We start from the raw sequence: 20,979 nt of genomic DNA, 5'->3' as shown, positions 1-20,979 counted from the left end.
GATCAGACAGCAGTAACGCGCCCTGTCCCAGGTAATTCAATGCGAGTGCCGGGAACACCATGCCGAACCATGTGAGCCGGATCGGATGCGCACCGAAGTGCCCCATGTCGGCATAGAGCGCCTCCGCACCCGTTAGCGAGAGCACGACGGCCCCCAATGCGACGAATGCCAACCACTGGTGATGCAGGCAAAATGCCAGCCCCGCGAGCGGATTGAGCGCGACCAGGATACGCGGCGCGTTCATGATCTGGACGAGCCCGGCTCCGGCCAGCACGATGAACCACACCACCATGATCGGCCCGAACACCGCGCCAATGCCAGAGGTCCCGTGCTTTTGCATCATGAACAACGCAATCAGCGCGGCCAGCGTAATCGGGATGACATAGGGCTTGAGCAGCGGCGTTGCGACCTGCAACCCTTCAACCGCGCTCAGCACTGAAATAGCGGGCGTAATCACGCCATCGCCATAGAACAGTGCCGCGCCCATCACACCGACGCCCAGCAGCACATGCCGAAGCCGTGGTCGATCCGCCACCGAAGACGCGGCAAGCGCTAGCAGCGCCATAATTCCGCCCTCGCCGTGGTTGTTCGCACGCAGGATGAGCGTCACATACTTGAGCGAGACGACCACCGTCAGCGACCAGAAGATCAGCGAGACAATGCCGATCACATTGGCGGTTTCCAGCTTCAAGCCGTTGGCGGGATCGAAGACCGTTTGCAGCGTGTACAACGGACTGGTGCCAATGTCGCCATAAACCACCCCAAGGGCAGCCAGCGCGAGACCAACTACGGCCGGGCGGTGTGGCTGGGGCTCGCCGACGTTCTCAGCGCCGGTTGCAGCGGGTGCGTGTCGTCCCATGTCTCCTCCAGATGGCCGCTGCCGGAGCCTTTGGCCCCGGTACGGATCGTCCATCTGTTTGCTCTGGTTCGATCCGAAGCCGGCTTAATTGTCAGGCGAAAAACAGTTTGTTATCTCTGGTTGTTCCAAGTATAGGAAAGCGTTAGCAGATCGGTGAACCGATCTCGTGGCCGATAGCATCGAGTGAGTGAACAGGGGAAAGTGCTAAGGGTTAACTCAAGTGTCATTGGCTTTGTCTCATGCTTCGTGTCGCATTTGTGACCGGCAAGCGCCTTCGCTGACACTACGGCTTCGAAATACTTACATGTGCGCTTACGGATTTTGCGTCTTGCCTCCGACGACAACAACACTATTGACGCGACGAGTTGGCATATCGAGAATCCATCCTGCACCTAGCGAAAACAAAAATAGCCGGGACTAAGATGCGCACATGTTTCTATTCAGCGGTAAGCAGTCTGATGAGCGGCTTGATGAGCGGTCTGATCGTGCTTGGCCTTGCCGGCGGTCCGTCCGCTGTCATGGCTCAGGTACCCGGCGCAGCACCGGCTAACACGTCGGCGGCGCCTGCCGACACGCAAGCGCCGCCGAACGCGGCAAAGCCCTCCGCTCAGGCCAACGACCGCGCCGCGTCAGATGCAAACATCAACCCCGCTCGCCGCAACCGCGCAATCGCTGCGCGAACAGCTGCCACCACCGACACCGCCAGCGAAACGAAAGCGGACACCCTGATACCAGTCCCGCCGGAAACCACGTCGGTCACGCAACATTCAATCAGGCTCGACGGTCGCAAGATCGACTACACGGCAACGGCCGGTAATCTGCTTCTGCGCAACAACACGGGCCAGGCTGAGGCCAGCGTCTTTTATGTTGCCTACACCGCGACTACGAAAAGCACCGCCACGCGTCCTGTCACGTTTCTTTTTAACGGCGGCCCGGGTGCGGGCAGCGTCTTCCTGCTGATGGGATCGTTCGGACCCAAGCGTGCACATACGTCGAGTCCCGCTATCACGGCACCGGCGCCTTACGTGCTCGCGGACAACCCGGACAGTCTGCTCGACACCACCGATCTGGTCTTCATCGATGCACCCGGCGCAGGCTTCTCAAGGATCGTAGGCCACGCAACCGGCAAGCGCTTCTGGGGTGTGGATGAAGACCTGGACGCTTTCGAACACTTCATCGAACGCTACCTGAGCGTGAACCAGCGCTGGAATTCACCGAAGTACCTGCTTGGCGAGTCGTACGGAACGGCGCGCGCCGCCATGCTTGCGTATCGTTTGAGCCAGAACAACATTGCGTTGAACGGCGTCGTGTTGATGTCCTCGATCCTCAACTCGGGCGCACATATGGAGGGGACGGATCTGGAAAGCGAGAGCTACTTGCCGACCTATGCGGCCATTGCCTGGTACCACGACAAGATTGTTCCCAAGCCGCCAAGCTTGCCGGCGTTCCTCGACGAGGTCCGCGCGTTCGCTTCCGGCCCTTACGCGCAAGCGCTGGCAGCGGGCGATTCGCTGCCCGATTCGGAGCGCGACGCAATCGCCGCACGTGTGGCGCATTACACAGGGCTCGATGTGAATTACGTCAAACAGACGCGGCTGCAAATCTGGCCATCACGGTTTCGCAAGCAATTGCTGCGAAGCGAATCGCGCACAGTGGGCCGTTACGACGCGCGCTCCGAAGGTATCGACTTCGACGACGCCGATGGGCGTCCCGACTATGACCCGTCGGTCACCAGTGTGTCGAGCGCCTTCGATGCCGCGTTCCACGAACATCTCGCGCAAGACTTGCACTTCGAACCGAAGGACGCGTATCGGGTATTCAACGACGAAGCGTTGAGGCAATGGAACTGGAAACATCGCGCGTGGTGGGGAGAGCAACTCCAGTTGCCCTATGCAGCCGGTGACCTCGCTGAAGCGATACGGCAGAATCCCCAGCTTCGCGTGCTGTCGCTTAACGGCTACTTCGACCTGGCGACACCTTTCTTTCAGACCGAATACGATCTGGCGCATATGGAACTGGATCCGTCGCTGCGAGCAAACGTGCAGCGCACGTATTATCCGACGGGCCACATGATCTATCTCGACGATGCAGCCCTGCATTTGCTCAAGAGCGATCTCGTGCGTTTTTATAGTGGCGGCACGGCGCAAACGCCTAAGACCGGGTCACAGTAAATAGAGGCTCCAAGCTTATTCGTCATCCTGATGAATTTCCAGGAGAGTTGCTCAGAGAAACGGCAACCCTGCATCACGCTTGACCTCGCGCAGCGAAAGTGTGGACTCGACTGCCGTGACGCCGGGCAACGTTCGCAATACATCGCGAAGAAAGGTGCCATAGTCCTCCAGATCTCGCGCAACGACCTGCAGCAAATAATCAGCACTACCGGAAATATTGTGGCACGAAACAATGCGCGGTATGGCTTGTATTTCGCGTTCGAACCGGTCGGCAAGTTGCCGGTCATGCACGCCGAAACGCACTAATGTAAATGCGAGCAGACCCAACTTTAATGCGGACTTTGACAGGATCGCCCGATATCCTTCGATATACCCTTCCGCTTCCAGCCGCTTGAGGCGTCGAGCGCACGGCGTTTCGCTAAGGCCGACCGCTTCCGCGAGGCTCGCGTTAGTCGCGCGGCCATCGGCCTGGATCGCTATCAGGATTGAGGTGTCTATCTTGTCGAGTTCCATACGTTCTATCCGTTATCCTCCGCAGAGGAAACGAACGGTAGTGCATTCCGCTAAATCCTGCGGTCTCTCAGCGAGAAATACCTAACTCACAGATATTGTCTAATGTAATAGGGGCGCGCCCCAAGCCTGCGATGCAGCGCGTGCCGTCCTAAGCCGCGCGGTTGGTCAAACCCGGCGGCAGCTCGCCAATTTGCCGGAACAAGCCCAGCCAATCTTCAAGATGCCACGTCTTGGCAATGCGGTCATCGCGGAGTTCATGGAAAGAATGAATCGCGAAGTCGACTACCTTGGATGTAGCCGGAATGCCCATGAGCGGTCCCGACTGCGTGCCAGTGACCTTTGCACGTACGCCGACCATGGCGTCGTGGATCAGGACGTCGAGCAGGATGATTTTCATATCGGGCAGCGCATGCAGGAAATCTGCAAGCATGGGCACGATCTGCTCCACGCCGATCGATTGCCCCGATGTACCCGGAATATATTGCCAGTCGGACGTGACGGCCGTGCGCAGGAGTTCTGTATCCGCATGCTCGACGGCGCGATAAAAGCGCTCGATGAGGTCTCTCGTGGCGGAGTGCCCAACTTCGTTCGATGCAGTCATGTTCCGTCCTCTCCGGCGCCGGTGAGACGCGCATAGGCAAGCAGTCGGCCCCTCTTCCCGCGCCGAATTCCATCCGCACAGGAGAGGGTTTTAGCAATGATAAAGCCACCCGGCTCCCTATGCGCGACCACGCCCTTTCACACAGGAAAGTCAGTCGACCGCGATAGCGCTTCCCACGTCTGAAGCTCCTGCTCGACAAACGCATGCTTCTCGCGAATCCGCGTCAGGGCGTCCGTACCCAACTGAAGCCGCAGCGGCGGATTCTCGGCTGACACCAGCGTCAGCAGCGCTTGCGCGAGCCGCTTGGGGTCTCCTGGTTGGCGATGGCTATATGCTCTCGCCGACACTCGAACCTTACCGGCGGTTTCAGCATAATCCGCGATCACATTCCTCGCTTCCATCGCAGACGATGAATCGAGAAAGTCCGTTCGGAAATAACCCGGCTCGACGACCGTGACATGAATACCGAGCGGCGTAAGTTCTGCGTGGAGCGCTTCCGACAGCCCCTCCACTGCAAACTTGGTCGACCCGTACACACCGAAACCCGCGCCGACCTGATAACCGCCAAGCGACGACATATTGATCACATGCCCCGACCGCTGGCTGCGCATGCGCGGCAGGACGGCGCGCGTGACGTTGAGCAGACCCATCACATTGGTGTCGAAAATACTGCGGACCTCTTCGGCGCTGCTCTCTTCAACCGCACCTGCCAAGCCATAACCGGCGTTGTTGACAAGCACGTCGACGCGGCCGAAATGCTCCATCGCCAGCTTGACGGCTTGAAGCGCCGCGGACTCGCTGGTGACATCGAGGTTCACAGCCAGCAGGCCGGGCTGCGAGCCGAGTGCGTCGGTGATCGCACTCGATTTGCGCGCCGTGGCGACCACGGCGTCACCTTGAGCGAGCGCCGCGGCGGTGATCTCGGCGCCCATTCCGCGCGATGCGCCGGTGATCATCCAGACGCGCTTGAAGCTTGTTTGCTGAGTCATGTCGAACCTCTCCGGTCGGTTCGGCCACCGGGAATCCGTTTGCCATGAAGCAAATCCTACGCATCCGATTCGGCTTGAAAAAGCGGATCGAGGTACATTCGCTATGAACCCGAAGTTCATAATGGAGTGCTGCATGAACAAGGATCTTCTGGACGGCGTGGCCATGTTCCTGGCGGTGGCCGAGCATAAGAGCTTTACGACCGCGGCCGCTCGCCTGCAGGTGTCGCCCACGGCCGTCAGTAAATCGATCCGGCTGCTGGAGCGGCGTCATGGCGTGTCGCTGTTTCAGCGCACGACCCGGAGAGTCGCGTTGACCGAGGCAGGGGTATCGCTGTTCGAGCGTTTGCGTCCGGCTGTTGTAGACATCGACAGTGCGTTTGAAGCGCTCAATAGCTTTCGCCACAACGCGTCCGGCACGCTACGCATCACGATGACCCGTTCTGCCTGCACGCTGCTGATCGAGCCAATGATCGAGCAGTTTCGCCTGGCTCATCCCGACGTGCATCTGGACCTGACGCTCGATGAGGGCGCCGTGGATCTGGTGGAAAGTGGTTTCGACGCCGGCATTCGCCTGGGCGAAGCGCTCGCGAAAGACATGGTGGCTTTGCGGCTCACACCGGATGCCGTGTGGTCGGTTGTCGGCAGCCCCGCGTATTTCGCAAGAGCGGGACGTCCTGAAACACCGCAAGACCTGATGGATCACGAAGGCATTCAGTATCGCTTCGTCAAATCGGGTGTCATCCACCGATGGGATTTTCAGGTCGACGGCCGCAAGGTCATGATCGACATAGGCAGCCGTCTGACGGTCAATGACCGCGGCGCTTTGCTTAACTTTGCCCGCATGGGCCTTGGGCTCGCGTACGTCGCGGATTTCGAAGCCAAGCGCGAACTGGCCGCGGGCAAACTCGAACAAGTGTTGCTGCCCTTTACTCCGCCTGGCGACGGCCTCTATTTGTATTTCCCGGTCCGCACGCAGTCGCAGGCAAAGCTTAGGGCATTTATTGATGCGCTAAAGCCGGCGCGCTCAGCTAAAGCTAAAGGCTAAGCACCGCGATGTCTATTTAGCCGCCTGATATCCGTCAGTCAGCGTATTCAAGAACGCGACCACGTCCTTGATTTCCGCCTCGTCCAAAGCAGGCTTTTCACCGGGCTTGCGATCAAACGGCGGTTCGGTATTCACATTCGCCCAGTAGCGTTTGGGCAAGTCGTCGAACTTCTGGACCTTGCCGTGAACGGTGGGATAAAACTTTTCAGGGTTTGTATCGCGTTGCACATAGAAACGCACGGCTTCGTCCAGCGAGTGATAGATGCCGTTATGGAAAAACACCTTGCGTGTAGCCACGTTACGCAGTGACGGTGTCCTGAAGATGCCGCAATACTCCGATTCGCCCTTCAGGTCCTTACGCTCGGGACCGCACGCGCCGAGGTCGTAATACTTCGGGTCCTTGTTAATAGGTAGCACCCGGTTACGCGGCACACCCAACGCAATCAAACCGAAGTCGCTGAACTGCGGCGGCGAGCCATCCTTCGCGCGCTGGCTGATATGACATGCCGCGCAATTGCCCTTCTTCTCATCGTTGAATAATTCGAGCCCGCGCATTTCCGCTTCATTCAACTTCGCCTTGCCCGCAAGAAATGCATCGAACTTGCTGGTGTACGGATAGAACTTTTGCGGCGTCTGCTCGAACGCTTCAAGCGAACGAAGGATGACGTCGAAGGCCTTTTCGTCGTTGTCGAAAATCGTGGGACCGAACGCATCGCGCAGCTCTCCCGAATACGGCGCGGCCTTCACCGCCTTGACCACTTGCGCCGGCGTGCTGCCCATTTCAAACGACGACGTCAGTGGAATCCGCGCCTGATCCGCGCCATGATCAACGCGGCCGTCCCAGGTCAAACCACCGGTCGGACCCGCGTCGACACTTTCGTCGCCTTCATCGTCGGAATCGTGGAAATGCTGCGTGAATTGCGGCACCGATTGCAAATAGCGCAATGACGGCACCGCGCGAAATCCCGGCCGCCGCAAGTCGCTGCCGCCCAGTTGCACCGACAAAGCATTAGGTGGTCCGAATGCGCGATCCGGGCTATGGCACGACGCACAAGCCAGTTTGCTGGACCCCGATAACGATGGGTCGAGGAACATCTTTTCTCCCACCGACGTCATCTGCTTAACCTGCGCGAAAACCTGCGCGCGAGTTTTCGCTTCGCCTGCGTTGTAAGACGCGGCTTGCGGAGCCGTTGAAGCCGCATGGGAATCGCAGCCGGTCATCACGATGGCTGAAACACAAAATGCGGCCAGGGGCAGCAACAGGGAGGCGATGGATGGCATGTGCATAAGACATTGGAAGGAAGCCGAAGCCTATGACGTTTATGTGTCACATCAATGACATGACAAATACCCTTCGTTCATCTAATTCAACCTAACATATTCTTACTTAATGAAAGCTATTTTAAATGTTCCTGTCAAATGACGTTGGGACACTGCGGCACCGGCAAGAATCGCTTGACGGCTTAGGCAGCGCTTCGCTGTATGTGAAAGTTAACCAGGCGGTCCATAGCGATTCGTTAGCCGGTCCCCCAACGACAGAGACCTATCGATGAATAAGAAACTCGTCCTCGCCGTGCCACTCACGGCGTCGATCGCACTCGGCTTGTACGCGTGCGGCGGCAATGACGACAACCATACCGACCTCAACTCGGTGAAGAACATTGTCGTGATCTATGCGGAAAACCGCAGCTTCGACAACCTCTACGGCAACTTCCCGGGCGCCAACGGTTTGCAGAACGTCACCGCCGCGAGCGCACAACAGCTCGACCGCGACGGCAGCGTGCTTGCCACGTTACCGCCCATCTGGGGCGGTCTGACTGGCACAGGCGTGACGCCTGCGGTAACCGAGGCCATGACGGCACGCTTGCCGAATTCGCCTTTCGCTATCGACGATCCGGCTGGTTTCAACACGCCTTTGTCTTTGACGACACGCGATCTGTATCACCGTTTCTATGAAAACCAGATGCAGATCGATGGCGGCAAGAACGACAAGTTCGCCGCGTGGGCTGACTCGGGCGGTTTTGTCATGGGTCACTACAACACCAACGCCGACAAGCTGCCGCTGTACAAGGTCGCCCAGCAATACACGCTCGCCGACAACTTCTTCATGGGTGCATTCGGCGGATCGTTCCTGAACCACCAGTGGCTTGTTTGCGCGTGCACGCCGGTCTATCCGAACGCGGACAAGAGCGTGGCGGCGGGATCGATTTCATCGGTGAATGCTGACGGGCTATCGTTGAAACTGACGACCGCCTCGCCCGCTTCCGCCATCACGGGCATCCCGAAGTTCGTCAACTCAGGCAACTTGACGCCGGACTTCTTCGCCATCAATACGATGCAGCCCGCGTATCAGCCGAGCGGCAACGCGCCACCGACAGGCGGCGATCCGGCGCTTGCCGATCCGGCCGTGGCGACCACGCTGCCGCCGCAAACGCAGACGCATATAGGGGACTTGTTGAACACGGCGAATGTTTCGTGGGCCTGGTACGGCGGCTCGTGGGGCGCGGCGTTGGCGGATCGCACGAAGATCAGCGGCTCGACAAATTCAGTGCCGAATTTCCAGACGCACCACCAGCCGTTCAACTATTTCGCCGACCTGGCTCCGGGAACGACGAACCGCGCGCAGCACTTGCTGGATGGCGGCACGGACGGCGCGGGGTTCATCGCGGCGATCGATGCAGGCACCCTGCCCTCTGTCGCGTTCTATAAACCGCAGGGCAACTTGAACGAGCACGCGGGTTATACGGACGTGGCATCGGGCGATGCGCACATCGCTAATGTGATTGCGCATTTGCAGGCGAGCCCGCAGTGGAAGAACATGGTCGTGGTCGTGACGTACGACGAAAACGGCGGCTTCTGGGATCACGTCTCGCCGCCCAAGGGTGACCGTTGGGGTCCGGGTACGCGCATTCCGGCGCTCGTGATTTCGCCGTACGCGAAGAAGGGTTTCGTCGATCACACGCAATACGATACAACGTCGATCCTGCGTTTGATCACCACACGGTACTCGTTGCCGAAGCTGCCGGGTCTGACAGCACGCGATGCAGCAATGGTCGCGGCAGGCGGCAAGCCGATGGGCGATTTGACGGCGACGCTGCAGTTCTGAAGTTGAGGTTTTGCTAGCTGTAATGTATTAAAGCGCGATGGGGTTATTAACCCATCGCGCTTTTTTTTAACCGCTTTGTACCCGGCACAGCCCCTACATATTGATCTGTCCGCCCAACTCAACAACCCGATTAGGCGGCAAGCTGTAATACTCGGCCGCTTGCGCCGCATTGCGACCGAGGAACGCGAACAGCTTCTCGCGCCAAAGCGCCATCGCCTTGCTTTCACCCGTTGCACGAATCGTGTCGCGGGCGAGAAAGAACGAGGTATCGGCGGCGTCGTAGGTCCAGCCCGGAATCTGCTTCTGGATCAGCGTCAGAAGCACCGGCACGTCAGGAATCTCCATGAAGCCGTGACGCACCCGGACCGCGTAACAACCATCGCCAAGGTCCTCCACCACGGCCTTATCGGCGTCCCTGACATGGGGCACGTTATCCGTCGTGCCCGCAAGAAAGATGTTCGTCTTGTGCAGCACGCGGTTGTGCTTGAGGTTATGCATGAACGCCGTCGGGGTCATGCCGGCCACACCGCCCGGGAACACGGCAGTCCCATCCACGCGCGACGGCGGATGACTGCCCCGGCATAGCGAATGAATGATTTCCTTGAGTGGCAAGTTATCTGATTTCATCCGGTCGATCAGCGTTTCGCGTCCCTTGTGCCACGTCGTCATGACCGTGAATAACGTAGCGCCCGCGAGCAGCGGAAACCAGCCGCCGTCGAGCACCTTGCTGACGTTACTCGACACGAACACCGCATCGACAACCGCAAACGGCCCGATAACAAGCGCCGTAGCCAGCGGTTTCCAGTGCCAGAGGCAGTGCGTGATGAAGTACATCAGCAGGGTCGTGAGCAGCATGGTGGAGGCCACCGCGATACCGTAGGCAGACGCGAGGTTATCGGATGATTTGAAGAACACCACCAGGAATACGACAGCCGCGAACAACGAGAGATTGATGAACGGCACGTAGACCTGGCCGATCTCATGCGTCGATGTATGGACGATCGGAATGCGCGGCAGGAAACCAAGCTGCACGGCTTGCTTCGTCATGGAGAACGCGCCCGAGATCACCGCCTGCGACGCGATGATGGTTGCAGCCGTCGCCAGGATGACGAGCGGGACAAGTCCCCAGGCGGGAGCCGACTCGAAGAACGGTTGCTTGAGCGTTTCGGGATGCATCATCACAAGCGCACCCTGACCGAAATAGTTCATGACAAGACTCGGCCAGACGAGGAACATCCAGGCGAGACGAATCGGCTTCTTACCGAAGTGCCCCATGTCCGCGTACAAGGCTTCGCCTCCGGTCAGCGCCAGGAAGACCGAGCCCAGCACGATGAACGCAGTGCCCGGGCTATGAGCCAGGAACGATATCGCGAAAGTCGGCGAAGCCGCTTCAAGAATGACCGGATGCTGGACGATATGCAGCAGACCCAACGCGGCCAAGGTCACGAACCACACCACCATGATCGGCCCGAAGACCTTCCCGACCGCACTGGTGCCATGTTTCTGGATGGCGAATAAACCCGTCAGGATAACCAATGAAATGGGCACGATCCAGGCAGTGAGTTGAGCATCGATCAACGTCACGCCTTCAACCGCCGATATGACGGAAATAGCCGGCGTAATCATGGAGTCGCCATAAAACATGGCCGCGCCGAACACGCCCAGCGTCAGCAGGACATTACGCAAGCGCTCGGGAGCCACGCCCGATGCCAGCGCGGTCAGTGCAAGAATGCCGCCTTCGCCGTCATTGCCCGCGCGCATGACAAAGCTGACGTACTTCAGCGTGACAACGATCAGGATGGACCACAGGATCAGCGACACGATGCCGAAAACGTTAGTCTGACTAACGCCGCCCGCGGCCTTGAGGCATTCCCGAAGTGTGTAAAGCGGACTTGTGCCGATGTCTCCAAAAACGACACCGACAGCACCGAGCATGAGAACGGGTGCACCTTGTACAACTTTGGTCGAAGAATTTGCGACGGATGCTGACATATGCCTTTCGCTCGATTTGTTAATCACCACCGCTAACCGGGATGGCCCACAGGCTAACCGGTTTCATGGGCATGGACCTCAGCATTTACACCAAGCGCGCTTAATCATTCCCAGAACATCTCATAACAATAATCGCGAAAAATGACGGTGAGTGATGTAAAGAAAATGCAAAGCGCGCGCGTTTGACTAGCGCGAGCAGGATCGGGACTGGGACCGGGACGCGGCACGTGTCGCGCCTGCTGCTTGCGCCAACTTGTTGGCGCGCACTGCGTCGGGTACGCTTGCCGCTTACTAAAGGCCCTGCGTACTCACTATGAAAAAATTAGTCAGGCTGGAATTGCAGCAGATCCATCCAACGCAGATAACCGCCGGAATGCTGGAAGTCGATGAGAAACGCAAACACTTCGCGTCCCTGCCTGCAGAAGCATTGAAGCGCGCGCTCAAGGCCCTGCCTATTCCCGCTGTGTTGGGCCGGGATGGCACTCACTTCGCGACCGACCATCATCACCTTGCACGGGCGCTATTCGACGCCCAGATTAATTATGCTTACGTTGAGGTCATGGCCGACCTGTCGAAGCTGAAAGGCGATGCCTTCTGGCTGGAGATGGCGAACCGCCGCTGGGTGCACCCTTATGACGAGCACGGCATCCTGCATGGCGTTGCCGCAATTCCTTCTAATGTCTCGGGGCTGATAGACGATCCGTACCGAAGCCTTGCAGCGTTTGTGCGCAACGCGGGGGGCTACATCAAGACGCCTGAACCGTTTGCCGAATTTCAGTGGGCAGATTTCTTTCGGACTCGCGTCCGCTTGTGGAGCACATCGTTTCAATTCAGCGCCGCCGTACAGCAGGGGGTGCATCTTGCCAGAAGTCCGGACGCGTTGGTGCTGCCGGGGTTCTACAAAAGCAAGGTTGGTGGTGGCGCAAACTCGCGCTCTTGAAATTTGAGCGTGGTTCGCACCGGAAGTGAGCTGGAATTTTCTCGCGGGAAACAAATAGCGCACCAAACAAAAACGCCGTTGGACCCTTTGCGAGTCCAACGGCGTCAACCTACTTTTCAACGAACCTTGCGTCGAAACCTTAATGAGCCGGGAACGACCGCAACTTCTCTGACCGGCTCGGATGCACGAGCTTGCGCATCGCCTTGCTTTCAATCTGGCGAATCCGCTCACGCGTCACATCGAACTGCTTGCCGACTTCCTCAAGCGTATGGTCGGACACGGTGTCGATACCAAAGCGCATGCGCAGCACCTTCGCTTCACGCGGCGACAATGAATCCAGCGCGTCCTTGATCGCCAGACGCATGTCAGCGTGCATGGCGGCATCGGCCGGCGATTCGGTGTTCGAATCTTCGACCATGTCGCCCAGCGTGGTATCGCCGTCTTCGCCCAAAGGCGTTTCAAGCGAAACCGGTTGCCGCGCAATCTTGAGAATGCTGCGAACCTTTTCTTCCGACAAATCGAGGCGAACCGCCAGCACCGACGGATGCGCTTCCTGTCCCGTTTGCTGCAGGATTTCGCGCGATACGCGGTTCAGCTTGTTGATCGTCTCGATCATGTGCACCGGCACGCGAATGGTCCGGCCCTGATCGGCGAGCGAACGCGTCACAGCCTGACGGACCCACCACGTGGCGTACGTCGAAAACTTCCAGCCACGCCGGTATTCGAACTAGTCCACGGCCTTCATCAAGCCAATGTTGCCTTCCTGGATGAGATCCAGGAAATGCATGCCGCGGTTCACGTACTTCTTCGCGATCGAGATCACCAGACGCAGATTCGCTTCCGTCATTTCGCGCTTCGCCTGACGCATCTTGTGCTCGGCGGATGTCATCTGCTTGTTCAGCGCCTTCAGTTGCAACAGCGGCAACATCAGGTTCGACTCAATCTGGATCAGCTTCTGCTGTTCCGCCTGAATGGCCGGCAGGCTGCGTTCCAGCGCCTTGCCGTAGGCGCTCGAGGCCGTCGCGTGACGCGTTGTCCACTCAAGATCAGTTTCGTGGCCCGGGAATACTTCCACGAACTTCTCACGCGGCATGCCCGCCAGGTCGACAGCAATCTTCAGGATGCGGCGCTCGATGGTGCGGACCTGTTCGACTTGCTCGTGGACCTCGGCGCACAACCGGTCGATGGTACGAGCGGTAAAGCGGATAGTGGCCAGTTCGCGCTGGATGTGTTCCTGCACGCTGGGCCAGTCACCGGTACGCGAATCGTCGGCGATATAAGCCTTATGAAACTCGTCGAAATGATCCCGGACGTTCGAGAAAATAGGCAGGCAATCGCGCAGTAAATGCTTGAGGCGCGTTGCGTTCGCACGCGTTGCCTGCTCGTCTTCGGTCTCGCCGTCTTCGTCGTCGCTTTCCGACGCGAGTTCAGCTTCGTCGAGTTCAGCGTCGGTATCGGCATCCGCCGCCACCGCGTCTTCGTCCAGCGTGGTGTCCTTGAAGCCATCGACCAGTTCGTCGATGCGCAGCTCGCCCGCGACAATCTTGTCCACGGTCGTGAGCAGCGTGATCACGGTCGACGGGCACGTGAATGCCGCCTTGATCATCTCGCCAAGACCATCTTCAATGCGCTTCGCGATTTCGATCTCGCCCGCACGGGTCAGCAGTTCAGTGCTGCCCATTTCGCGCATATACATACGCACGGGATCGGTCGTCCGGCCGAATTCCGAGTCAACGGTCGCCAGTGTGACTTCCGCTTCTTCGTCCGACTGCTCGTCCGACACCGCCGTGGGGGCGGAATCGTTCAGCAGCAGCGTTTCCGAGTCAGGCGCTTCTTCATAGACGGCCACGCCCATGTCGCGGAACGTGCTGACAATGGTTTCGATAGCCGATGTCTGAGCAAAGTTACCCGGCAGGTGATCGTTGATCTCTGCGTGGGTCAGGAAACCTTGCTGTTTTCCCAGCTGAATCAACGCCCGCATCTGGCGTTGACGTTCATCGGCCTGCTCGGGCGAGCAAACGCTTTCGTCCATTGGCCGCGACAACTTGTCGGCGGACCCACGGCGGGCTTTCGATTTTTTTGCAGGAACGCCGTTGCCGGCGGTAGATTCGGTTGGATCAAAACTTGTCATACATTTCCTCGACAGCTTTGCTCTGTAATAACAAACCAGTGCACAAGCGGTTAGACACGAGCACTACCGTGACGACCGACGGGATCATCACCTCGGGTTCAGCTATTCAGCTTATTCAGCCATTCGATGCGTTGATTCGAGCAAAACTGAATCAGTTTGGAGGCGGGGCGCGCTAACGAGCGCAGTATTCGCGCGGGTCGTACAGTTTATAGCAACTTGGTTGCTGCTAGTGCGGTAAACGCCAATATCAGGCGTATTTAGTAGCCAGATGCAGAAAAACTACAACATTTAGCTCGGACAAGCATTCATTTGCGGACGAATTAGCCCGAATCAAGGCCGTGCGAGCCACATGAAGTCCGCTAATCGAGCCTAAAAAAGCAGCGCTATTCCGACCCTGATTAAACCATTTGCTCAATGACGGGACGATTCTCGTCGACTTTGCCTCCGGAGAGGTTGTTTTTTCGGACGGCAACATGGCAAGGGACCGTGCGCGCGAACCTCGCTGGCTGTCTGATTGGCGATAACGCCTATTTTAATCGCATTGCAATCAATCGCATTTCAATGCGATTTTTTTCTCCCTATCCTCTTTTTCAGACGCGGCGCTTCCGATGATCCGTTGATGATCCGGGAGGCCTCCGATGCCTATCGAGGAACTGGAATGAATAACGTCACGGCGTTGACCGCAGCCCTGAAAGCGGAACTTGGCGCCGATGCAGTGCTGACAGCCGAATCCGACCTCGCGCCTTTCACGGAAGACTGGCGAGGCCGCTACAAGGGTCCGGCAGCAGCAGTCGTTCAGCCTTCGAACACCTCGCAGGTATCGGCCGTGGTGCGTTTGTGCGCGGCGTACGGCGTCCCGGTCCTGCCACAAGGCGGCAACACCAGCCTGTGCGCGGGCGCGGTACCGGCGAACGTGGGCGTGCCGCCAGTAGTCATTAACCTGACCCGCATGCGGCGTATCCGCCATATAGATGCCGCCAACGGCTCGATGGAAGTCGAAGCCGGCTGCGTGCTGAAAACCATCCAGGACGCGGCAGCCGCCGAACAACGTTTGTACGCGGTCAGTCTGGGCGCCGAAGGTTCGTGCCAGATCGGCGGGAATTTATCGACGAATGCAGGAGGCACCGCCGTCCTGCGCTACGGCAACACGCGCGACAACGTGCTGGGTCTGGAAGTCGTGCTCGCCGACGGGACCGTCTGGAACGGCCTGCGCGCCTTGCGCAAGGACAACACGGGGCTCGACCTGAAGCACTTGTTCATCGGCACGGAAGGCACGCTCGGCATTATCACGGCGGCTACGCTGAAACTGCATCCGCTGCCGGCACAACACGCGCTCGCGTGGTTCGCCCCCGTCGATCCCGCCGCCGCGCTGCACATTCTGGGGATGTTCCAGGCCGCGTGCGGATCACGGCTCAGCGCCTTCGAGATGATCAACCGCCGCCAGCTCGAACTCGTGATCGAGCATGTTCCCGGCCGCCGCAATCCGCTTGCGGACATGCATGAATGGCACGTGCTGGTCGAACTCGGCGACACCCACGGCGGCGAGGAGATGTCCGCCCTCTTGCAGCAAACGCTCGAACACGCAGCCGTTGCCGGGTTGATCCACGACGCCATCCTCGCCAGCAACGAGACGCAACGCGCCACGCTCTGGGAACTCCGCCACAGCGTGTCCGAAGCCAACAAGAAGGGCGGCGTGGGCCTGACGACCGACTGCGCGGTGCCGGTGTCGGCGGTGCCGTTGTTTATTGAGCGTGCCACGCAAGCGGTGCATGCCATCGCTCCCGGGCTGGACGTTGTCGTGGTCGCGCATCTTGGCGACGGCAACGCGCATTTCATCCCCTTCTTCACCTTCGACGCCTGGCGGCAACTCGCCGACCGCTCCTCAATGGCCCACACCCTGCGCCGCTGCGTGAACGATGTCGCGCACGAATTGCGCGGCACGTTCAGCGCCGAGCATGGCATCGGCCAAACCGGGCTGCCGGAGATGGCGCACTACAAATCCGCCGCTGAACTCGGCCTGATGCGCGCGGTGAAGAACGCGCTCGATCCCCACAACCTCTTAAATCCGGGACGTTTGTTGCCCTGAGTTTTTGGGTCCCGCTCTTGATCCTCTTGGGACCATCCGATCCGGGCCACAGAAGAAGCCTGGACGTTCGCATCACAGCCTTTCTGTTTCTATCCACACCCTTGGAGCCGACATGAAAAAGCAGCCCGCACGCGATGAGACTCAACAGCCTGAACAACCCGGCCGCCGCACGGTCATCAAGACTGCCATTGCCGGCGCTGCTGCGGTGGCGTTCCCGTCCGTCTGGACGCCTTCGCGGGCGGCGAACAAACGAATCGTCATTCGCGACGATGGCGGCATTTATACCAAGGCATACGGCGCGGTTTTCTACAAGCCGTTCACGGAGAAGACGGGCATTGAAGTGATCGGCGTGCAAGCCAATGCCGAGCCGACCGCGCAAATCAAGAGCATGGTCGAGACCGGCAGTTACACATGGGACATGGCCAAGATCAGCCAACCAGCGATCCTTCTGTTGACGGGCGGCGGCAAGGAATATCTGGAGAAGCACGGGCTCGAGGCAGACCCGGTGATCGCGAAAATTCCATCGCAATACATGTCGCCGTATGGCGTTGCCACCAACATATATACCACCGTGCTCGCGTACCGCACCGATGCCTTCAAGGGCCGGAAAGCCCCCAGTTCATGGGCCGATATGTGGAACGTCAAGGACTATCCGGGTCGTCGTGGTCTGCGCAAGTACCCGTTCGATACCTTCGAAGAAGCGATGATGGGCGACGGCACACCGACCTCACAGGTTTATCCGGTCAACTTCGACAAGGGCATCACGAGCCTCGACAAGATCGCCAAACACATCGATGTCTGGTGGACCACGGGTTCGCAAGTCGAACAGATGCTGGGCTCCGGTGAAGTGGACATGATCAGCACGTGGGTATCCCGGGCGCAATCGGCTATTGCGAACGGTGCGCCAGTGGCGATCGTCTGGAACCAGAACATCTGGGGCGTCGACAACTGGTCAATTCTCAAAGGCACGCCTAATGCGGCCGCTTGCCGCGAGTTCATCAAGTTTGCCTCCGATCCGAAACGTCAAGCCTCACTCGTCGAATATTTTCCAGCCGGTGTTACGCAACCCGAAGCATTTAACTATATCAAGCCCGAGATCGCGAAGAACTGCCCGACGTTCCCGGAGAACATGAAGAACGGCCTGCACATCGATGCGAAGTTCTGGCAGGACAAACAAAGCGTCGCACTCGAGCGGTTCAATAGCTGGATCCTGACCTGAGCGCTGTTTTCATCGCTTCTTTTGTGTTTTCACCGCCACGGATGCCGATTTCATGCCTGCCTCGAACCTTCAAATCACGGGACTCTGCAAGCGTTATGGCGACTTCGTCGCCCTCGCGCCGACCGATCTCGATGTCGCGCAGGGCGAATTCCTGACCCTGCTCGGACCCAGCGGCTCGGGCAAGACGACGCTGCTCAGCCTGATCGCAGGGCTCGCGCAACCGGACGATGGTCAGGTGCGGATCAATGGTGTTGACGTGACATATGGCGCGCCGTATGAGCGGGACATTGGCATGGTGTTCCAGAACTACGCGCTGTTCCCGCACATGACGGTAGCGCAGAACATTTCGTTCCCGCTGCAGATGCGCAAGACCGACGCCCGAGCGACGCGTGAGAAGGTCATGCAGGCGCTTGAAATGGTGCATCTGCCCCATGTTGCGGGACGTTATCCGCGCGAATTGTCGGGCGGTCAGCAGCAACGCATTGCGCTCGCGCGCTGCATGGTCTACCGGCCGTCGATCATCCTGATGGACGAACCGCTCGGTGCGCTGGACAAGAAATTACGCGATCAGATGCAACTGGAGATCAAGCGGATTCATCGCGACCTGGGCACGACGATTGTCTACGTCACGCACGACCAGGAAGAAGCGATGACCATGTCCGACCGCATCTGCCTGATGAATGCCGGTGCGATTGCGCAACTTGGCACGCCAGCGGACCTGTATTTCCGACCGAAGAGCGTGTTTGTCGCGGACTTCCTTGGCGAATCGAATTTGCTCGATGCGGTGGTCACCGGACGCCGCGGCGATCAGGTGCAGATCAGCGTGCAGGGCGGCGCCAGCGTCAACGCGATGGCGTACGACTCAGTGATCCGCGACGGCAAGCAGGTGAAGCTGATGCTGCGTCCGCAGAACCTGCAGATCCACGATGGACCGCCGGCTGAGTCGATCAACGGTGGCACGTTGTCGGCGAAGCTCACGGACATCATGGTGACGGGCAGCATAACGAAGCTTTATTTGCAGTCGCATATCACCAATTCTCCGCCACTCGTTGCAGCTTTTCCCACCAACCGGCTCGGCCGCCAGTACGAGATCGGGCAGACGCTCGGGCTTTCGTGGCTGACCGCCGACGCTGTTGCCATCGCGGAGTAGGAGATGAATCGTGCCGCCCTGAGCGCTGAGCAAACCCATCCCGACGCACCGCCACCACGCCCTGCCCGATGGCGCGCGTGGGTCCGGCCCGGCGCAATGAGCGCGCCGATCATCGTATTGCTGCTGGTGATGCTCGTGTACCCCGTTGGCCAGCTGTTGCTGTTGAGCGTGCATAACGACAGCGGCTTTACGCTCGTCGAATACAAGCGGCTCTTTGCATCGTCGGTGTACGTGGACGTGTTGCTGATCACGCTGAAGGTTTCCTTGTGGACGACCTTCTTCTCCGTGCTCACGGGTTATCCGATCGCGTATCTGATTTCCTCGCTGACGCGCGAACGCAAGAACCGCCTGCTGTTCTGGGTCCTGCTCTCGTTCTGGACCAGCTTTCTCGTGCGCACGTTTGCATGGGTCGTACTGCTCGGGCGCAACGGCGTGATCAATCAAGTGTTGCTTGGACTTGGCATTATCGATCGGCCGTTGAGCCTGCTCTATAACTTTTCCGCCGTGATCGTGGGCATGGTCCACGCGCTGATGCCACTCGCGGTGCTGACCATGCTCTCGGTGATGGAGAACATCGACCGTCGCTTGCCAAGCGCTGCCGCCACACTCGGCGCGCGTCCGGGCACCGTGTTCTGGAAGGTGTATTTTCCGCTGTCGCTGCCGGGCGTCGCCGCCGGCGCGTTGATGGTGTTCGTCACGGCTATCGGCTTCTTCATCACGCCCACGCTGCTCGGCGGACGACATCAGACCATGATCACGCAACTGATCATCGACCAGGTGATGCAGGCGTTGAACTGGGGTTTCGCGGGGGCCATCTCGGTGCTGCTGCTCGCGGTCGTGCTGCTTGTGTTCCTGATCTATGACCGCATGGTGGGCCTCTCCACCATGGCCGGCGGCAGCTCGGCGGCGCGTAATCCGAAGCACGGCGGCTGGGCTGCCAAGCTTGGCGATGTGATCCTGACCGCGCTCGGCAACACGACCGATGCCGTAATCGGTCTAGTTCCCAAACGTCGCAAAAGTCGAAAGCGCCGCGCCGCCGAGGGCGAAAGCCTGACGCTGCGCGTAACCGTGATCTTGCTGCTTGTCTTCCTGAGCGCGCCAGCGTTCCTGATGATTCCGCTCTCGTTCGATTCCGCGTCAGGTCTCGCGTGGCCGCCGCACGGTTTCTCGTTGCAGTGGTATCGGCAGATCACTGATTCGCCGTTATGGATGCAGGCTATTACGCGCTCGATGCTGGTGGGTATCGGCACCGGCATTCTCTCGATGCTGATCGGCACGCCCGCCGCGTTCCTGCTGGTCCGCGGCGGCATGAAAGGCAAGGCGGCCATGCTCGCTTTCATCCTTGCGCCCATCGTGGTGCCGCGCATGATCATCGCGGTAGGCGTGTTCTATTTCTTCGCGAAGATTGGCCTGATCGGATCGTCGTTCGGCCTCGTGCTGGGGCACACCGTGGTGGCCGTGCCTTACGTGGTGATCACCATGATGGCCGTGCTGCGCAACTACGACACCCGACTCGACCTCGCCGCGCACAGCATGGGCGCGCGCCCGTGGGCCACGCTGCGCCGCGTCACGTTCCCCATTCTGGGCGCGGGGTTGATGTCGTCATTCCTGTTCGCATTCGCTACCTCCTTCGATGAACTGACCATCGCGCTGTTCTCGTCCGGCGGCTTGAGCACTACCCTGCCCAAGCAGTTCTGGGACGAAATCACGATGCAGATTTCGCCGGTCATCGCGGCTGTTTCCACGTGCCTGTTCGCCTTTATTGCAGCCTTGATCTGGGTCGCGGACCGGTTGCGCCGCCGCAGCCTCGCTTCTTGAATAACCTCGTTTTCCAGGACTAACTCATGCTTTCAGCACACCAACTGCGTGGCGTCTTGCCGGCCATTCCGACTCCCGTCAATCCCGACGACACCATCAACGCCGACGCCGCCCGCGCGCTCCTGCGCTATCTGCTGAAGCAGGGCGTGGACGGGGTCGTGCCGCTTGGCGGCACCGGTGAATACGGCGCACTCTCGCGCGCCGAGCGCGTTCGCATGGCCGAGATCACGGCGGAGGAGGCAGCGGGCAAGATCCCCGTTGTCGCGGGCGTGCTCGACCCTGGTTATCACGATGCCATGCAAGCGGGCAAGGACTTCGCGGCCGCCGGCGCCGATGGCCTGCTCGTGCTGACGCCCTAC

Annotated in this window: 15 protein-coding genes and 1 pseudogene; 9 read left to right on the top strand and 7 right to left on the bottom strand. The window is 59.3% G+C overall.

From position 1 onward, the window contains the following. Positions 1–859 (bottom strand): KUP/HAK/KT family potassium transporter (locus JWR14_RS06395; RefSeq protein WP_299703261.1); only part of this gene is annotated, 859 nt, incomplete at its 3' end. A gap of 470 nt (positions 860–1,329) precedes the next feature. Here JWR14_RS06395 and JWR14_RS06390 point away from each other — a divergent pair. Then, positions 1,330–3,030 (top strand): peptidase S10, encoded by a 1,701-nt coding sequence (locus tag JWR14_RS06390; protein WP_299703258.1) that lies wholly within the window; start codon positions 1,330–1,332, stop codon positions 3,028–3,030. 51 nt (positions 3,031–3,081) lie between these two features. On the opposite strand, the gene JWR14_RS06385 is transcribed toward JWR14_RS06390, so the two are convergent. From JWR14_RS06385 to JWR14_RS06375, 3 genes are all read right to left on the bottom strand, one after another. Further along, entirely contained in the window at positions 3,082–3,543 is a 462-nt protein-coding gene (locus JWR14_RS06385) for an Lrp/AsnC family transcriptional regulator (protein WP_299703255.1), read from the bottom strand. Positions 3,544–3,691: 148 nt separating this feature from the next. Beyond that, a complete protein-coding gene (locus JWR14_RS06380; RefSeq protein WP_299703252.1) occupies positions 3,692–4,144 on the bottom strand; it encodes an ester cyclase in 453 nt (150 codons plus the stop codon). 137 nt (positions 4,145–4,281) lie between these two features. Then, positions 4,282–5,133 (bottom strand): oxidoreductase, encoded by an 852-nt coding sequence (locus tag JWR14_RS06375; RefSeq protein WP_299703249.1) that lies wholly within the window; start codon positions 5,131–5,133, stop codon positions 4,282–4,284. A gap of 133 nt (positions 5,134–5,266) precedes the next feature. Between JWR14_RS06375 and JWR14_RS06370 the strand changes: the two genes are divergently transcribed. Beyond that, complete coding sequence (locus JWR14_RS06370) at positions 5,267–6,178, top strand: LysR family transcriptional regulator (protein ID WP_299703246.1); 912 nt, start codon at positions 5,267–5,269, stop codon at positions 6,176–6,178. A 12-nt stretch (positions 6,179–6,190) separates the two neighbouring features. On the opposite strand, the gene JWR14_RS06365 is transcribed toward JWR14_RS06370, so the two are convergent. After that, on the bottom strand, positions 6,191–7,399 hold the full coding sequence (locus JWR14_RS06365; RefSeq protein WP_299703267.1) for a cytochrome c peroxidase: 1,209 nt from the start codon (positions 7,397–7,399) through the stop codon (positions 6,191–6,193). A gap of 328 nt (positions 7,400–7,727) precedes the next feature. On the opposite strand from JWR14_RS06365, the gene JWR14_RS06360 reads away from it, so the two are divergent. Continuing rightward, positions 7,728–9,284 (top strand): acid phosphatase, encoded by a 1,557-nt coding sequence (locus JWR14_RS06360; RefSeq protein ID WP_299703243.1) that lies wholly within the window; start codon positions 7,728–7,730, stop codon positions 9,282–9,284. A 93-nt stretch (positions 9,285–9,377) separates the two neighbouring features. Here JWR14_RS06360 and JWR14_RS06355 read toward each other — a convergent pair whose 3' ends face one another. Further along, positions 9,378–11,219, bottom strand: a complete 1,842-nt coding sequence (locus tag JWR14_RS06355; RefSeq protein WP_299703240.1) for a potassium transporter Kup — start codon at positions 11,217–11,219, stop codon at positions 9,378–9,380. 370 nt (positions 11,220–11,589) lie between these two features. Between JWR14_RS06355 and JWR14_RS06350 the strand changes: the two genes are divergently transcribed. Then, entirely contained in the window at positions 11,590–12,216 is a 627-nt protein-coding gene (locus JWR14_RS06350) for a ParB/Srx family N-terminal domain-containing protein (RefSeq protein WP_299703237.1), read from the top strand. 139 nt (positions 12,217–12,355) lie between these two features. On the opposite strand, the pseudogene rpoD reads toward JWR14_RS06350, so the two are convergent. Further along, a pseudogene (gene rpoD, locus JWR14_RS06345) lies at positions 12,356–14,248 on the bottom strand (RNA polymerase sigma factor RpoD). Between the two features lie 757 nt (positions 14,249–15,005). Between rpoD and JWR14_RS06340 the strand changes: the two are divergent. The 5 genes from JWR14_RS06340 to JWR14_RS06320 form a co-directional block, all read left to right on the top strand. Then, complete coding sequence (locus JWR14_RS06340; RefSeq protein ID WP_299703234.1) at positions 15,006–16,433, top strand: FAD-binding oxidoreductase; 1,428 nt, start codon at positions 15,006–15,008, stop codon at positions 16,431–16,433. A gap of 112 nt (positions 16,434–16,545) precedes the next feature. Beyond that, positions 16,546–17,652, top strand: coding sequence for an ABC transporter substrate-binding protein (locus JWR14_RS06335; RefSeq protein WP_299703232.1), 1,107 nt, complete (start codon positions 16,546–16,548; stop codon positions 17,650–17,652). Positions 17,653–17,704: 52 nt separating this feature from the next. Further along, complete coding sequence (locus JWR14_RS06330) at positions 17,705–18,802, top strand: ABC transporter ATP-binding protein (protein ID WP_299703229.1); 1,098 nt, start codon at positions 17,705–17,707, stop codon at positions 18,800–18,802. Between the two features lie 96 nt (positions 18,803–18,898). Continuing rightward, a complete protein-coding gene (locus JWR14_RS06325; RefSeq protein ID WP_299703264.1) occupies positions 18,899–20,620 on the top strand; it encodes an ABC transporter permease subunit in 1,722 nt (573 codons plus the stop codon). A 26-nt stretch (positions 20,621–20,646) separates the two neighbouring features. Then, on the top strand, positions 20,647–20,979 hold a 333-nt coding region (locus JWR14_RS06320; RefSeq protein ID WP_299703226.1), incomplete at its 3' end, for a dihydrodipicolinate synthase family protein.

Source organism: Caballeronia sp., assembly GCF_028292365.1.
Classification (GTDB): Bacteria; Pseudomonadota; Gammaproteobacteria; order Burkholderiales; family Burkholderiaceae; genus Caballeronia.
Note: the sequence above shows the minus strand (reverse complement) of the source record. Positions and strands in the feature narration are given on the sequence as shown.

Coding starts and splice junctions, on each gene's coding strand:
- JWR14_RS06350 (WP_299703237.1), top strand. CDS start 11,590: ATGAAAAAATTAGTCAGGCTGGAATTGCAGCAGATCCATCCAACGCAG.
- JWR14_RS06330 (WP_299703229.1), top strand. CDS start 17,705: ATGCCTGCCTCGAACCTTCAAATCACGGGACTCTGCAAGCGTTATGGC.
- JWR14_RS06325 (WP_299703264.1), top strand. CDS start 18,899: ATGAGCGCGCCGATCATCGTATTGCTGCTGGTGATGCTCGTGTACCCC.
- JWR14_RS06375 (WP_299703249.1), bottom strand. CDS start 5,133: ATGACTCAGCAAACAAGCTTCAAGCGCGTCTGGATGATCACCGGCGCA.
- JWR14_RS06355 (WP_299703240.1), bottom strand. CDS start 11,219: ATGCTCGGTGCTGTCGGTGTCGTTTTTGGAGACATCGGCACAAGTCCG.
- JWR14_RS06335 (WP_299703232.1), top strand. CDS start 16,546: ATGAAAAAGCAGCCCGCACGCGATGAGACTCAACAGCCTGAACAACCC.
- JWR14_RS06380 (WP_299703252.1), bottom strand. CDS start 4,144: ATGACTGCATCGAACGAAGTTGGGCACTCCGCCACGAGAGACCTCATC.
- JWR14_RS06365 (WP_299703267.1), bottom strand. CDS start 7,399: ATGACCGGCTGCGATTCCCATGCGGCTTCAACGGCTCCGCAAGCCGCG.
- JWR14_RS06360 (WP_299703243.1), top strand. CDS start 7,728: ATGAATAAGAAACTCGTCCTCGCCGTGCCACTCACGGCGTCGATCGCA.
- JWR14_RS06370 (WP_299703246.1), top strand. CDS start 5,267: ATGAACAAGGATCTTCTGGACGGCGTGGCCATGTTCCTGGCGGTGGCC.
- JWR14_RS06340 (WP_299703234.1), top strand. CDS start 15,006: ATGAATAACGTCACGGCGTTGACCGCAGCCCTGAAAGCGGAACTTGGC.
- JWR14_RS06390 (WP_299703258.1), top strand. CDS start 1,330: ATGAGCGGTCTGATCGTGCTTGGCCTTGCCGGCGGTCCGTCCGCTGTC.
- JWR14_RS06385 (WP_299703255.1), bottom strand. CDS start 3,543: ATGGAACTCGACAAGATAGACACCTCAATCCTGATAGCGATCCAGGCC.